The following is a 13,156-nucleotide window of genomic DNA, read 5'->3' as shown; positions in this document are numbered from 1 at the left end:
TCGGGGGTACTTAAGCCAAGGTGGCTTTAGCTTTCTCGACAATCGCAGCAAACGCCGCTTTTTCGTTCACTGCCAGATCAGCCAGAACCTTACGGTCGATCTCGATGGACGCTTTTTTCAGGCCGGCGATGAAACGGCTGTAGGACAGACCGTTGATACGTGCACCAGCGTTGATACGAGCGATCCACAGAGCGCGGAACTGACGTTTTTTCTGACGACGGTCACGGTAGGCGTATTGGCCTGCCTTGATTACCGCTTGCTTGGCAACACGGAATACGCGCGAGCGAGCGCCGTAGTAGCCTTTAGCAAGTTTCAGAATTTTTTTGTGACGTTTACGGGCAATGACGCCACGCTTTACACGAGCCATGAGTTACTTCCTCTATTCTTGACTAAAATTAACGAAGGCGCAGCATGCGCTCGACTTTTGCCACGTCAGACGGATGCAGCAAGCTGCTACCGCGCAGTTGACGCTTACGCTTGGTCGACATTTTAGTCAGGATGTGGCTCTTGAAAGCGTGCTTGTGCTTGATACCGTTAGCAGTTTTCAAAAACCGCTTAGCAGCACCACTTTTCGTTTTCATTTTTGGCATGTTCGGATACTCCGCATTCAGTTGATAAACATAATCAGAAGGCCTGCCGTGCCCTGTTGATTACTTCTTCTTTTTCGGGGCGATGACCATGATCAGCTGGCGTCCTTCCATCTTAGGATGCTGTTCGACCGAACCGTACTCGAGCAAGTCACCTTCAACTCGCTTGAGGAGTTCCATCCCCAGCTCCTGGTGGGCCATCTCACGGCCGCGGAATCGCAAGGATACCTTGGCCCTGTCCCCGTCACTCAGGAAACGTACCAGGTTGCGCAGTTTTACCTGGTAATCCCCTTCCTCCGTCCCTGGACGAAACTTGATTTCTTTAACCTGAATCTGCTTCTGGTTTTTCTTGGCCGCGGCAATCTGCTTCTTCTTTTCGAAGATCGATTTGCCGTAGTCCATCAGTTTGCAAACAGGGGGTACTGCATCGGCGGAAATTTCCACCAAATCCAGTTTGGCCTCTTCAGCCTTAAGAAGCGCGTCTTCAATTGACACAATCCCAAGCTGTTCACCTTCAGCCCCAATTAACCGAACCTCGCGTGCCGAGATATTCTCGTTGATCGGGGCTTTCGGTGCAGCTCGTTTATCTTGTCTCATTTCACGCTTAATAATAATTACTCCGAATCTGGGCGACCACGCCGGGAAACCGCTTGCGCGAGAAACTCAGCGAACTGGGCGACGGGCATCGAGCCCAGGTCAGCACCTTCACGAGTACGCACAGCGACAGTCTGCATCTCGACTTCCCGATCTCCGATAACCAAGAGATAGGGAACCTTGAGCAAAGTATGCTCGCGGATTTTAAAGCCGATCTTTTCATTTCTCAAGTCAGACTTGGCACGAAATCCGCTTTCGTTGAGAGTTTTTTCAACCTCGGCGGCAAAATCGGCTTGTTTATCAGTGATATTCATAATCACTGCCTGGGTCGGCGCCAGCCACGCAGGGAATGCACCCTCGTAGTGCTCGATCAGAATTCCGACGAAGCGCTCGAAGGAACCCAGGATCGCCCGGTGCAACATCACCGGGTGCTTGCGACTGTTGTCTTCGGAGACGTATTCGGCTCCCAGACGGACAGGCAGGTTAAAATCGAGCTGAAGGGTACCACACTGCCAGACGCGACCGAGGCAATCTTTCAGCGAGAACTCGATCTTCGGACCGTAGAACGCACCCTCGCCCGGCTGCAGATCGTACGGCAGGCCCGCGCTATCAAGGGCTGCGGCCAATGCCGCTTCGGCGCGATCCCACAACTCGTCGGAACCGACGCGTTTTTCCGGACGAGTGGACAGTTTCATTTCGACTTCTTTAAAGCCGAAGTCGGCATAGACGTCCATGGTCAGCTTGATGAACGCGGCGGATTCGGCCTGCATCTGCTCTTCAGTACAGAAGATGTGAGCATCGTCCTGAGTGAAGGCGCGAACGCGCATGATGCCGTGCAACGCACCCGACGGCTCGTTACGGTGGCAGGCACCGAACTCGGCCAGACGCATCGGCAGCTCGCGGTAGCTTTTCAGGCCCTGATTGAACACCTGCACGTGGCACGGGCAGTTCATCGGCTTGATGGCGTAGTCGCGGTTTTCCGACTGAGTAGTGAACATGTTGTCGGCGTAGTTGGCCCAGTGCCCGGATTTCTCCCACAGGCTGCGGTCAACGACTTGTGGAGTCTTGATCTCCAGGTAACCGTTGTCGCGCTGAACCTTGCGCATGTACTGCTCGAGTACCTGGTACAGAGTCCAGCCGTTCGGGTGCCAGAACACCATGCCCGGCGACTCTTCCTGGGTGTGGAACAGGCCCAGGCGCTTGCCGATCTTGCGGTGATCGCGCTTTTCAGCTTCTTCGATGCGCTGGATGTAAGCCGCCAGCTGCTTCTTGTCCGCCCATGCGGTGCCGTAAACGCGCTGCAATTGCTCGTTCTTGGCATCGCCACGCCAGTAGGCGCCGGACAGCTTGGTCAGCTTGAAGGATTTCAGGAAGCGCGTGTTCGGCACGTGCGGACCACGGCACATGTCGACGTATTCTTCGTGATAGTACAGGCCCATGGCCTGCTCGTTCGGCATGTCTTCGACCAGGCGCAGTTTGTAGTCTTCGCCACGAGCCTTGAACACTTCGATCACTTCGGCGCGCGGAGTGACTTTCTTGATCACGTCGTAATCTTTCTCGATCAGCTGCTGCATGCGCTGTTCGATGGCGGCCAGGTCGTCAGGCGTGAAAGGACGCTCGAAGGCGATATCGTAATAGAAGCCTTCTTCGATGACCGGACCGATGACCATCTTGGCCGTCGGGTACAGCTGCTTGACCGCGTGGCCAACCAGGTGGGCGCAAGAGTGGCGAATGATCTCCAGCCCCTCTTCATCCTTTGGCGTAATGATTTGCAGCGAAGAATCGCTGTCGATGATGTCGCTGGCGTCGACCAGCTTGCCATTGACCTTGCCGGCTACGGTGGCCTTGGCCAGGCCTGCACCGATGGATGCGGCGACCTCGGCTACGGAAACCGGGTGATCGAATGAACGTTGACTGCCGTCGGGAAGAGTAATAGTTGGCATGGCGCCTCCTCTCCTAGTGGTGACCCCTACCAAAGGTCACGTGGGTTGGGATGAGCCAGTACAAGATCCGATCCAGGCCATTCAATGATGAACGCCTGCCTTACAGCGGCAGGAGCCTTGCGGCCAACCGGAAAACCGAACCAGAGTGACTGGGATTCAAATCAGGGTTATTCGCGCATTTGCCGCTGCCGGGACGGAAGGTCATCCGGAGCCTGCAAACACCCGAGCCAGGCATGCTAGCACAGATGAACGGTCATCGATGCACTGAGGTTTTCTGCTGGGGCAAATCAGGCTTTTTTGTGCCAGAGTGCTGAACTTGAACCCCGTGTCACCCATCAGATAAAAGACATTGACCCGAAAGGAGCATCTCAGCATGCGTCTGAATCGTTTATTCGCAGTAGTCGCACCCGTCGTCCTGTTGCTGCCGCTGGCGGCCCACGCCGACTGGCCAAAGGGTGAGCGTGAGAAGTACATGGCTCAGTGCACCCAGGCGGCCGCCCCGCAGATCGGCGCCGCGGCTGCGAAGTCTCACTGCGCTTGCGGTGCCGATGCGATCAAATCGTACCCGGCCAGCGATATTCAGTCGTTGATGGACAACAAGGCCACCCCGGAACTGCAACAGAAGGCACTGGGCCAGATCGCCAAATGCAAGGCCAGCGCACCGGCGAAAAAGTGAGGAAAAAGTCCTTTTGACTCGGCCCAACGCTGATAAAAAGTGACGGTTTTCAGCTTTTTCGTACGATTTATGCAGGTTTTACAGCTTTTTTTATTGTCTTTACTTTTGGCTGAAAGCCTTTTAAAACGGGGCTTTCAGCCGTATGAAGCGGCAAAGAAAACACGACTGTAGGGCAAACAGCACGTCCGGGGGGCTCCCAAAGCGAACATTTCGACTATGATACTCCGGTGTGCCCAGTTGGCCTGAGCAGCACAGTACTACTGAAAATATATGTTTCTTGGAGATACACCATGTCTAATCGCCAAACCGGCACCGTTAAATGGTTCAACGATGAAAAAGGCTTCGGCTTCATCACTCCTCAAGGTGGCGGTGACGACCTGTTCGTACACTTCAAAGCTATCGAAAGCGACGGTTTCAAAAGCCTGAAAGAAGGCCAAACCGTTTCCTTCGTGGCTGAGAAAGGCCAAAAGGGTATGCAAGCTGCACAAGTTCGCCCAGAGTAATTTTCTGGCGCACTAAAAAAACCCCGTCCATGTGACGGGGTTTTTTATGGGCGAAGCAAAAGCCTGAAGCAATCAGCCGCAGTTGACGCGAGTGACCACCAGGCTGTTATCGGTGTTCAGGTTCAGACGGTCGGAGCGGTATTCCAGGGTCACCATGTCATCAGGCTTGAGGAACCTGGCATTCTGCGCGCCTGCACGGGTACGTGCTTGCTCCAGCAATTGGGGCGAAGCCTTTTTGCCAAGGGTGAATTCGGCAGCCTTTGCTTCACAACGGCTGTGTCCGGTATCGGTCGCCACAGGGTCCTTTGCTGACTCGGTGGACGTACTGCTGCAACCGGCCAGCAGAGTGGCGGCCAACAACGTACCCAATGACGCGAGCTTCCAAGGCATGAAGCCTCCTTTTTTCAAAAATTAAGCAGAGATCGTGCGACCGCCATTTTGGTGTTTGGTTTCAAGGCGGGCGCTATCACCCTGCCCTCGGTCTGGATGAGTGGCGAGTTTGCCTGAGCATCGCCCTACCGTTCATCCCGCAATCGTGACTGAATATGAACAACGCTCAATAGACGTCGATGTAGTCGTACGGCGGATTCGGCCAGTTCTCTTTCAGCGCGTTGAAGATCTGCATGACCCAGACCTCATCGCTGGCTGCGACTAATCCGACATAACCCGAGCCCTTGGCCCATGTTTCCAGGCGAAACCGCAGCCCGTCGATATCAGTGCCGCCCACGACACCCGACGAAATGTAGGCGATGCCGCCCTTGGTGACCCGCAACTGGGTGTGTTCATCGTCACTGGCAGAAGCCAATAGCTGACGCACTGCTTCGAGGGTCAAGCCGTCAGGAGTGTTCAAATCGATCTGCACAGCACAATCCTTGAAAATTCGTCAAAGACCAAGTGTCGCATAGCCCTCCCCTGATGCCTAAGTCGGAGTGCCAAACGTCCTGCAAAATGGTTAACTCGACACTCAGACTTTCCCGACTTCACGAGCGCCATCATGACCACCGTAAGCATCGACGCCAATATCACAATCAAGTGGCCACAGGGCCACAGCTCTTACAGCCCGGGCAGTCCGGAAGAGCTGGCAATCATTGGTATCGATTTGCTGGTCAAGGAACTGGGGACGCAGGCCGCCCAGACCTTCATTACCCAGGTTCTCGAGAGGTACCCTGCCGACTACATGGGCGTAACGGATACCGAGTAGCGGAAAAACCCGCAGGCTGGCACCTGCGGGTCTATGGCTTACTTCAAGCGAGCCAGGCGCTGGGTCAGCAGGTCGAAGAAGCCCTGGGCGTCGCCATTTTCAACCCAGAAGGCATTCTTCGGCGCCTTCAGGCCGTCATACCAGTCGACAATGGTCTGACCGAAGGTCGGCCCTTCGCGGCTGTCGACCACCACGTTTACCGAACGACCGGTAAACAGTTCCGGCTTGAGCAGGTAAGCGATGACCGTGGCGTCATGCACCGGGCCACCCGGAATACCATAGTGCTCCATGTCACCCTTGACGTACTCGTTGAGAATATCGCCCACCAGCTTGCTGGCATTGTTGTTCAGTGCAGCGATCTGCTTCAGGCGCGCTTCACTGGTGAGGATCTTGTGGGTCACGTCCAGCGGCAGATAAGTCAGCTTGACGCCACTCTTCAACACCACTTCCGCCGCCTGTGGGTCGGCGAACAGGTTGAACTCGGCCACCGGGGTGATGTTGCCGCCGTTGAAGTGCGCACCGCCCATGATCACCACTTCCTTGATGCCCTGAACGATTTCAGGTTCCTGGATCAGCGCCAGGGCCAGGTTGGTCTGCGGGCCGAGCATGGCGATGGTGATGCTGTGGGGCTTGGCGGTTTTCAGGGTATCGATCAGGTAGTTGACCGCATTGCCTTTGGCCAGGCCTTTCTTCGGCTCGTGCACGGTGACACCCGACAGGCCTTCCTTGCCGTGGATGTTCTCGGCATAGATCGGCGTGCGCATCAGCGGTTTCGGTGCACCCGCGTAAACAGGCACTTCTTCGCGGCCCGCCCATTCGCGGGCCAGTCGCGCATTACGCGAGGTTTTGTCCAGACGCACGTTGCCAGCGACCGTGGTCAGCGCACGAATGTTCAGTTCTTCCGGCGAGGCCAGGGCAAACAGCAAGGCGACCACGTCGTCGGCACCCGGATCTGTGTCGATGATCAAGTCGATCTTTTCCGCCGCGTGGGCGCTTGTTGCGGTAATCAGGGACAAAAGCAGCAGACTCCGAAGCAGGTGATGCAGTTTCTGAGCATAGCGGTGCATAGCGCACTCCTTGTGCGTGGGAAGAACGGAAAGTTAGAACGTTACGCCAGCCACCAAAATGATGTTGCAGTACGGCTGACATTCGCCTGTACGAACAATCGCCCGTGCCTGTCGGCTGAGCGCCTTGAATTGGTCATGACTGAGCAGTTCGCGCCGACCAAGCGCACCGTCGGCATTCAGTTCATCCAGGGTGCTCAAGGCCGACGGCTTTTTGTCCAGAATCTCATGGGCCAGCACATGGCTTTCGACCTGCATTTCGCTGAGCACGACCTTCAAGGTACTGATGAAATCCGGAATGCCGTGGGTCAATGCCAGGTCAATCAACTCGACGCCAGGCGGTACCGGCAGGCCGGCATCGCCGATCACAACGGTGTCGCCATGACCCAGGGATGCGATCAGCCGCGACAACGCGACGTTGAGCAAAGGTGTCTTTTTCATGGTGCTTTAAACGCCTGTACGTCGGACAAGGTAGGAATCGAAGGTTGCGCGCCAGCCCGGGTGACCGACAGCGCAGCAGCGACCTGACCGAAACGAATCGCCTCGGCCTCGCTTTTGCCGGCCGCCAGGGCTGCGGCGAAACCACCAACAAACGTGTCGCCAGCCGCGGTGGTATCGACCGCCTTCACTGTCGACGCCGGGAAATGCTCGAAGGCGATGCCATTGGCGAACAGCGATCCCTGAGCGCCAAGGGTGATAATCACCTTACCGGCGCCCATGGCGATCAAGCGGGTCGCGGCGGCTTCGGCAGTGCTCAGGGAATCCACCGGCAAACCGCTCAAGGCCGAGGCTTCGCTTTCGTTGGGGATCAGGTAATCGATGGCCGCATACCAATCCGCCGGTAGCGGGCGACTGGCCGGTGCCGGATTGAGGATCACGGTTTTGCCCAACTCACGTCCGCGCTTCAGCGCATGGCCGACCGTGGCATCCGGCACTTCCAGCTGACAGATGATGACATCCGCCGTCTGCAACACATTGTCGAAACGGTCGACCACCTCGGGGGTCAGCGCACCGTTGGCACCGGCAACAATCACGATCGCGTTCTGACTGTTGTCATCGACCACGATCAACGCCACACCGCTGGAATCTTCGACCGTACTGACTGCCTGGCAATCGATCTGCTCGGCTAACAGTGCCCCGCGCAGCGCTTCGCCATAAGCGTCGCTGCCGACACAACCGACCATCGACACCTGTGCTCCCAGGCGCGCCGCGGCTACGGCCTGGTTCGCGCCCTTGCCACCGGAAACCGTGGCAAATGACTTGCCGATCAGCGTTTCACCACCACGGGGCAGCCGTGGCGCCCGGGTTACCAGGTCCATGTTCAGGCTGCCTATTACCACTACTTTTGCTGGCATACATCTTTACTCATCAATTCGATTTCAACGGTATTGGTCAAACATACCGGCCAGCGGCCCGGTCGATTCCCGCAGGACAATACTGGGCGTCACGATGCGCTGATCGGTCGCCAGATCCGGCGCGGCAATCCGGCGCAACAACACCTCGGCCGCCATCTCGCCAAGTTGCAGGATTGACTGACCCACGGTGGTCAGCGCCGGATAGACGTAACGGCTCATCTGGATATCGTCGAAGCCGATCACCGACAGCTCGGTGGGCACACGAATATTGCGCTCGGCAGCGGCGCGCAACACACCGATGCCGATCATGTCGTTGCCGGCGAAGATCGCGCTGGGCGGGTTCTTTTCCAGCAAGGTCACGGCGGCGTTGTAACCGCCGGTGCTGGTGAAGTCGCTTTCCAGCATGCGCTCGCGCGGCACCTCGATGCCCGCCTCTTTCAACGCCCGGCAATAACCGGCCAGACGCATCTGCGCCACGCTGGTACTCGCCGGTCCGCCAATCGTGGCGATGTCCCGATGCCCCAACTCCAGTAAGTGCCGGGTCGCCAGATAGGCGCCGTATTCGTGATCGATGCGCACCAGGTCCGCATCGAAGCCCTCCAGGTCACGGTCGACGATCACCATCGGCGTACGCACGCCCGTCAGGCCTTCAGCCAGCCCGCTGTCACCACCGGCAGACGCAACGATCAAGCCGTCGATGCGTTTTTCCAGCAGCACGCGAAGGTAGCTGCGCTGTTTGTCCAGATTGTCGTCGGAGTTGCAGAGGATGACGCAATAGCCATTGCGCTCGCAGTAATCCTCGATGCCACGGGCCAGCTCGGCGAAGTACGGGTTGAGGCTGTTGGGCACCAACAGGCCGATGGTCGCGGTGGTTTTCGCTTTCAACGAGCGGGCCACGGCGCTGGGCACGTAGTCGAGGCTTTTGATCGCCGCCTCGACCTTGATCCGCACTTCCTCGCTGACCGGCCGCGTCTTGTTCACCACGTGGGAAACCGTGGTGTAGGAAATGCCCGCGAGTGCCGCTACATCCTTGATCGTTGCCATGACTCAGGTCCGCCGGCTTGCGCGCTGACTGCGATAGGTATCGAGTACCACCGCCACCACGATAACCGCACCGGTAATGATGCGTTTGGTTGGCTCGGTCGCGCCGATCTGCGCCAGACCGGCCGCCAGTACGGAGATGATCAGCACGCCGAAGAAGGTGCTGATGACCGAACCGCGTCCGCCCATCAAACTGGTGCCGCCGATCACCACCGCGGCGATCACTTGTAGCTCCAGACCGGAGCCGGCATTCGGGTCCGCCGCTTCCAGGCGAGAAATCTGAAACAACGCAGCGATACCGGCCAACAGCCCCATCAGGCTGAACACCAGAATCTTGTAGGGCTTCGGATTGATCCCCGCCAGACGTACCGCCTCTTCGTTGGTGCCGATGCCAATCAGGTAGCGACCGAACACCGTACGCGTCAGCACAGCCTGAGCGATGAAGATAATCAGCAAGGCAATGATGAACGACGGCGAGATGCCGAACGCGATCGGGTTGGACAGCCAGGCGAAGGCATCACCGATATAAGCGGTGCGCGAACCGGTCATCTGGTACGCCAGGCCACGCGCCATTTCCAGCACACCGAGGGACACGATGAATGACGGAATCCGCCAGGCCACGGTAATCGAACCGGTGATGGTGCCCGCCAGTGCCGCGGCGCCCATTCCCAGCAACGCCGCCGGCAGCACGCTCCAGCCCCAGCCGAGAATCGCCACGCTGACCGTCGACGCCGCCAGCGCCAGCACCGAACCCACCGACAAATCGATTCCGCCGATGATCAATACGAAGGTCATGCCGACCGCCAGCACCATCAGATCGGGAATCTGGTTGGCCAGGGTACTAAAGGTGTCGTAAGACAGGAAATGGCTGCTCAACACAGAGAACAGCGCGACCATCGCCAGCAAGGCACCGGCCAGGCCCAGGTAAGTGCCGAGGCCGTAAAAATTGCCACTACGTTTGCCGACCAGAGTTGCAGTATTCATGGAAGATCCCTAGGCGCTGCTTCGTTGAGCAACGCATCACGTTTTTGGTAGCCGGCGAACGCGGCGGCAAGCAAATCATCCTGGGTCCAGCTGTCACGCTCGAAGGTGTCGATCAGACGCCCTGCCGACAGCACGCCGATGCGGTCGCAGATCAGCATCAGTTCGCGCAAATCGCTGGACACAACCACCAGTGCTTTGCCCTGACGGGTCAACTCACCGAGCAAGGTATAGATGTCGAACTTGGCGCCGACGTCGATGCCTCGGGTCGGCTCGTCGAACAGCATCACCGTGCAGTCGCGCTCCAGCCAGCGGCCGATCACGACTTTCTGCTGATTGCCGCCGGACAGTTCCGAGACCAATTGTGTCGGGCTGGAACTGCGAATGCGCATGGCGTCGATCTGGCGCTGGGCCAGCGACATCTCGTCAGCGTTGTTGACGAAGCCGCCGCTGGAAATCACCGGCATATTGCCCAGGGCAATGTTGGCACTGATCGATTGCGTGAGTAGCAGGCCTTCGCCCTTGCGATCTTCGGTGATCAGCGCGATGCCATGACCGACCGCGTCGGCCGGCGAACGAATATTCACCACCTGAGCCGGCGAACCCAGCGCGACGGTGCCGCTGTCGGCTGCATCGGCACCGAAGATCAGGCGCAGCAACTCGGTACGCCCTGCCCCGATCAAACCGGAGATCCCGAAGATCTCGCCGGCGCGCACTTCGAAGGACACATCGCGAACCTTATCGGAACGGGTCAGCCCTTTGACCGTCAGTGCCGGAGCACCGATATTGCGCGGGCCCATGTCGATGTGCTCGCCCAGCTCACGGCCGACCATCAGGGTGACCAGTTGCTCGCTGTTGTAATTGGCCATCGGCTCGACACAGACCAGGTTGCCGTCGCGCAATACCGCAATGCGCTGGGCCACCCGCGCCAGTTCTTCGAGGCGGTGGGAAATGTAGATGATCGCCACACCGCGCGCCTGCAGGCGAGTGATCTGCTCGAACAGCATTTCGACTTCACGGGCCGTCAGCATCGCGGTCGGCTCGTCGAGGATCAGCACATGGCAATCGCCGATCAGGTTGCGGGCGATTTCCACCATTTGCTGGTGGCCGATACCTAGCTCACCGACCAGGGTGTCCGGGTCAATGGCGTCGAGGCCGACCTGAGCCATGGCCTCGATCGCCGCCCTGCGCAGTTGCTTGCGGCTGATCCAGCCACCGAGGCTGGGCAGGTTGTCGAGGAACAGGTTCTCCGCCACCGACAATGTCGGCAACAGATTGAGTTCTTGCATGACCATGCGGATGCCCAGCTCTTCGGCCTGGCTGCGGCTGCCGGGACAGTAGTCCTGACCCTGGAATCGCATCTGGCCGGTGGTCGGTGTGACCAGTCCGCCAATGATTTTCGACAGCGTGCTTTTGCCGGCGCCATTCTCGCCGGTCAGCGCCAGCACTTCGCCGCGCATCAGCGTCAGGTCGATGCCGGTCAGGACAGGTTGAGCGTAGGTCTTACCGATACCGCTGACCGAGAGGACAGCGTTCGGGGCGGAAACTGACATAAAAACTCTCCATGTGCTCGCCCCAAGAGGCGAGCACCGTTGTGTCGCCAGAAAGACTACTTGGTAACCAGCTCTACCGGAGTTTCGATGACGCCGTTGGCGCCGCTATCGACTTTCTCGCCTTTGATGATTTTCAGCGCGGTCTCGATGCCGAACACCGCTTGCCGGGCAGCAAACTGGTCGGCGGTGGCCAGGACGCGGCCGTCCTTGAGCATTGGCTTGATCGCATTGATGTTGTCGTAACCGACCACTTGCACCTTGCCGGCCTTGCCCGCGGCACGCACGGCAGAGACCGCGCCGACCGCCATGCTGTCGTTGCCGGCCAGCAGGGCCTTGATGTTCGGGTATTCGCTGAGCATCGAAGAGGCCACCTTGCCGCCCTTGTCGATTTCCCAATCGCCGGATTGCAGGGACACGACTTTGATCTGTGCCGCCTCCATCGCATCCTTGAAGCCAGCAGTGCGCTGCTGGGCGTTGGTGGTGGTGGAAACGCCTTCGATGATGCCGACTTCGTCACCGGCCTTCAGTTCCTTGGCCAGGTATTCACCCACCAGACGAGCGCCTTTGCGGTTGTCCGGACCTACGAATGGAACGGTGATGTTTTTGCTTTTGACGACAGCCGGGTCCAGCTGGTTATCGATGTTGATCACAGTGATGCCGGCATCGACTGCTTTCTTGATGACCGGGACCATGGCCTTGGAGTCTGCCGGAGCGATGACCAGTGCGTTGACCTTGGACAGGATCATTTGCTCGACGATGCGTGTCTGGCCGGCCGTGTCCGTTTCGTCCTTGATGCCGTTGGAGATCAGCTCGAAGTCGCCGGAGTGGTCTTTCTGGTAGGCCTTGGCGCCGTCTTCCATGGTCAGGAAGAACTCGTTGGCCAGGGATTTCATGACCAGCGCGACTTTAGGTTTTTCAGGGGTTGCGGCGAATGCCGAAGAGACAGGCAACGCGGCGGATGCGGCAGCCAGCATAGCGACAGCGAGAAGACGTCCAGCGAATGGCAGCTTCATGGGTTCACTCCGATCTTATGATTATTCTTAGCAACGCTTGCGCTGGATCATCAATGGATCAGCCCATCGACGGCGACCGCGCAAACGTTTGCGTAGACCGAACTATGCGAACCCTGCCGAGATTTGTCAACGCCCCGTTCTGTGTCTCGGTTGGCAAAAGCCAACCCGTTTTACATCACGCCGTGGTGTTGACCAGACCGCCACTGCTGGAATCCTTGGCCAGCTCCTTGACCAGATTGCCTGTCACTTGCGCGAGCGCAGCACTGGTATCGGCGATTTGCCCCTGGATCGTCATGACAGCGGTGGCCTTGGCTTCCGGGGTCGGATAATTCGCTGCCTGAGCGGCCGCCAGTTGTTGCTGCTGTTCGCGCAGTTGCTGCTGCAGTTCCTGCATGCGCTTGAGCAATACCTGCACCGCAATACTCTGATTGCTGGTTTTTTCGGATTTGCTTTCACCCTGAGCCGCCGCACCGCCACCGGTTCTGACCTGATTGTCGTCGCCCTGCTCTTCGCCCAGCGCCTGGGCCGAGGCGTCAGATGTTGCTTCACTCAAGTCGCTGATGGTCGCCGGGGTTTTGCCCCCGATAGTGATTGCGCCTGCATTTGCAAAACCGACAGTAAACGACATGTGAACTCCTGAAAAAA

General features: G+C 58.2%; 17 protein-coding genes. 3 read left to right on the top strand and 14 right to left on the bottom strand.

Annotation, left to right across the window (positions count from 1 at the left end; translation table 11 throughout):
* Nucleotides 1–10: 10 nt before the first annotated feature.
* From rplT to thrS, 4 genes are read right to left on the bottom strand one after another with little or no spacing between them, the layout of a single operon-like run.
* Nucleotides 11–367: a 50S ribosomal protein L20 gene (gene rplT, locus AC1RO5_RS26140; protein WP_007905879.1), complete on the bottom strand. Its 357-nt coding sequence runs from the start codon at nt 365–367 to the stop codon at nt 11–13.
* A gap of 28 nt (nt 368–395) precedes the next feature.
* Nucleotides 396–590, bottom strand: a complete 195-nt coding sequence (rpmI, locus tag AC1RO5_RS26135; RefSeq protein WP_002553160.1) for a 50S ribosomal protein L35 — start codon at nt 588–590, stop codon at nt 396–398.
* A gap of 60 nt (nt 591–650) precedes the next feature.
* Nucleotides 651–1,202: a translation initiation factor IF-3 gene (gene infC, locus AC1RO5_RS26130; RefSeq protein WP_172435341.1), complete on the bottom strand. Its 552-nt coding sequence runs from the start codon at nt 1,200–1,202 to the stop codon at nt 651–653.
* Complete coding sequence (thrS, locus tag AC1RO5_RS26125; RefSeq protein ID WP_007940231.1) at nt 1,202–3,124, bottom strand: threonine--tRNA ligase; 1,923 nt, start codon at nt 3,122–3,124, stop codon at nt 1,202–1,204. Before thrS ends, infC begins: the two co-directional genes overlap by 1 nt.
* A 373-nt stretch (nt 3,125–3,497) precedes the next feature.
* Between thrS and AC1RO5_RS26120 the strand changes: the two genes are divergently transcribed.
* Together AC1RO5_RS26120 and AC1RO5_RS26115 are read left to right on the top strand one after the other, a co-directional pair.
* Entirely contained in the window at nt 3,498–3,800 is a 303-nt protein-coding gene (locus AC1RO5_RS26120) for a hypothetical protein (protein WP_493178453.1), read from the top strand.
* Between the two features lie 290 nt (nt 3,801–4,090).
* Complete coding sequence (locus AC1RO5_RS26115) at nt 4,091–4,303, top strand: cold-shock protein (protein WP_003179963.1); 213 nt, start codon at nt 4,091–4,093, stop codon at nt 4,301–4,303.
* Nucleotides 4,304–4,375: 72 nt separating this feature from the next.
* Here AC1RO5_RS26115 and AC1RO5_RS26110 read toward each other — a convergent pair whose 3' ends face one another.
* Nucleotides 4,376–4,693, bottom strand: coding sequence for an I78 family peptidase inhibitor (locus AC1RO5_RS26110; protein ID WP_493178451.1), 318 nt, complete (start codon nt 4,691–4,693; stop codon nt 4,376–4,378).
* A gap of 166 nt (nt 4,694–4,859) precedes the next feature.
* Nucleotides 4,860–5,165 (bottom strand): hypothetical protein, encoded by a 306-nt coding sequence (locus tag AC1RO5_RS26105; protein ID WP_493178450.1) that lies wholly within the window; start codon nt 5,163–5,165, stop codon nt 4,860–4,862.
* A gap of 132 nt (nt 5,166–5,297) precedes the next feature.
* On the opposite strand from AC1RO5_RS26105, the gene AC1RO5_RS26100 reads away from it, so the two are divergent.
* Nucleotides 5,298–5,504, top strand: coding sequence for a hypothetical protein (locus AC1RO5_RS26100; RefSeq protein ID WP_019649603.1), 207 nt, complete (start codon nt 5,298–5,300; stop codon nt 5,502–5,504).
* Nucleotides 5,505–5,542: 38 nt separating this feature from the next.
* On the opposite strand, the gene AC1RO5_RS26095 is transcribed toward AC1RO5_RS26100, so the two are convergent.
* The 8 genes from AC1RO5_RS26095 to AC1RO5_RS26060 form a co-directional block, all read right to left on the bottom strand.
* Nucleotides 5,543–6,571: a nucleoside hydrolase gene (locus tag AC1RO5_RS26095; RefSeq protein WP_493178449.1), complete on the bottom strand. Its 1,029-nt coding sequence runs from the start codon at nt 6,569–6,571 to the stop codon at nt 5,543–5,545.
* A 33-nt stretch (nt 6,572–6,604) separates the two neighbouring features.
* The gene (gene rbsD, locus AC1RO5_RS26090) at nt 6,605–7,009 is read right to left on the bottom strand and encodes a D-ribose pyranase (RefSeq protein WP_019582833.1); all 405 of its coding nucleotides are present in this window, start codon (nt 7,007–7,009) and stop codon (nt 6,605–6,607) included.
* Complete coding sequence (gene rbsK, locus AC1RO5_RS26085; RefSeq protein ID WP_493178448.1) at nt 7,006–7,923, bottom strand: ribokinase; 918 nt, start codon at nt 7,921–7,923, stop codon at nt 7,006–7,008. Before rbsK ends, rbsD begins: the two co-directional genes overlap by 4 nt.
* A gap of 24 nt (nt 7,924–7,947) precedes the next feature.
* Nucleotides 7,948–8,967 carry a LacI family DNA-binding transcriptional regulator gene (locus tag AC1RO5_RS26080; RefSeq protein WP_493178446.1) on the bottom strand — a complete coding sequence of 340 codons (1,020 nt, stop codon included), beginning with the start codon at nt 8,965–8,967 and terminating at the stop codon, nt 7,948–7,950.
* A 3-nt stretch (nt 8,968–8,970) separates the two neighbouring features.
* Entirely contained in the window at nt 8,971–9,948 is a 978-nt protein-coding gene (locus tag AC1RO5_RS26075; protein WP_007940220.1) for an ABC transporter permease, read from the bottom strand.
* Nucleotides 9,945–11,498 (bottom strand): sugar ABC transporter ATP-binding protein, encoded by a 1,554-nt coding sequence (locus AC1RO5_RS26070; protein WP_493178445.1) that lies wholly within the window; start codon nt 11,496–11,498, stop codon nt 9,945–9,947. Before AC1RO5_RS26070 ends, AC1RO5_RS26075 begins: the two co-directional genes overlap by 4 nt.
* Nucleotides 11,499–11,554: 56 nt before the next feature.
* On the bottom strand, nt 11,555–12,511 hold the full coding sequence (locus tag AC1RO5_RS26065; protein ID WP_007940218.1) for a sugar ABC transporter substrate-binding protein: 957 nt from the start codon (nt 12,509–12,511) through the stop codon (nt 11,555–11,557).
* 175 nt (nt 12,512–12,686) lie between these two features.
* Nucleotides 12,687–13,139, bottom strand: a complete 453-nt coding sequence (locus AC1RO5_RS26060) for a hypothetical protein (protein ID WP_493178443.1) — start codon at nt 13,137–13,139, stop codon at nt 12,687–12,689.
* Nucleotides 13,140–13,156: the final 17 nt, after the last annotated feature.

Source organism: Pseudomonas sp. GW822-FHT02G04, assembly GCF_058802085.1.
This window is presented reverse-complemented; position numbering and strand designations above follow the sequence as displayed.

Excerpts from the sequence above, each read along its gene's own strand:
- rplT (WP_007905879.1), bottom strand. The coding sequence starts at position 367 with ATGGCTCGTGTAAAGCGTGGCGTCATTGCCCGTAAACGTCACAAAAAA.
- rpmI (WP_002553160.1), bottom strand. The coding sequence starts at position 590 with ATGCCAAAAATGAAAACGAAAAGTGGTGCTGCTAAGCGGTTTTTGAAA.
- thrS (WP_007940231.1), bottom strand. The coding sequence starts at position 3,124 with ATGCCAACTATTACTCTTCCCGACGGCAGTCAACGTTCATTCGATCAC.
- AC1RO5_RS26120 (WP_493178453.1), top strand. The coding sequence starts at position 3,498 with ATGCGTCTGAATCGTTTATTCGCAGTAGTCGCACCCGTCGTCCTGTTG.
- AC1RO5_RS26115 (WP_003179963.1), top strand. The coding sequence starts at position 4,091 with ATGTCTAATCGCCAAACCGGCACCGTTAAATGGTTCAACGATGAAAAA.
- AC1RO5_RS26110 (WP_493178451.1), bottom strand. The coding sequence starts at position 4,693 with ATGCCTTGGAAGCTCGCGTCATTGGGTACGTTGTTGGCCGCCACTCTG.
- AC1RO5_RS26100 (WP_019649603.1), top strand. The coding sequence starts at position 5,298 with ATGACCACCGTAAGCATCGACGCCAATATCACAATCAAGTGGCCACAG.
- AC1RO5_RS26095 (WP_493178449.1), bottom strand. The coding sequence starts at position 6,571 with ATGCACCGCTATGCTCAGAAACTGCATCACCTGCTTCGGAGTCTGCTG.
- rbsD (WP_019582833.1), bottom strand. The coding sequence starts at position 7,009 with ATGAAAAAGACACCTTTGCTCAACGTCGCGTTGTCGCGGCTGATCGCA.
- rbsK (WP_493178448.1), bottom strand. The coding sequence starts at position 7,923 with ATGCCAGCAAAAGTAGTGGTAATAGGCAGCCTGAACATGGACCTGGTA.
- AC1RO5_RS26080 (WP_493178446.1), bottom strand. The coding sequence starts at position 8,967 with ATGGCAACGATCAAGGATGTAGCGGCACTCGCGGGCATTTCCTACACC.
- AC1RO5_RS26075 (WP_007940220.1), bottom strand. The coding sequence starts at position 9,948 with ATGAATACTGCAACTCTGGTCGGCAAACGTAGTGGCAATTTTTACGGC.
- AC1RO5_RS26070 (WP_493178445.1), bottom strand. The coding sequence starts at position 11,498 with ATGTCAGTTTCCGCCCCGAACGCTGTCCTCTCGGTCAGCGGTATCGGT.
- AC1RO5_RS26065 (WP_007940218.1), bottom strand. The coding sequence starts at position 12,511 with ATGAAGCTGCCATTCGCTGGACGTCTTCTCGCTGTCGCTATGCTGGCT.
- AC1RO5_RS26060 (WP_493178443.1), bottom strand. The coding sequence starts at position 13,139 with ATGTCGTTTACTGTCGGTTTTGCAAATGCAGGCGCAATCACTATCGGG.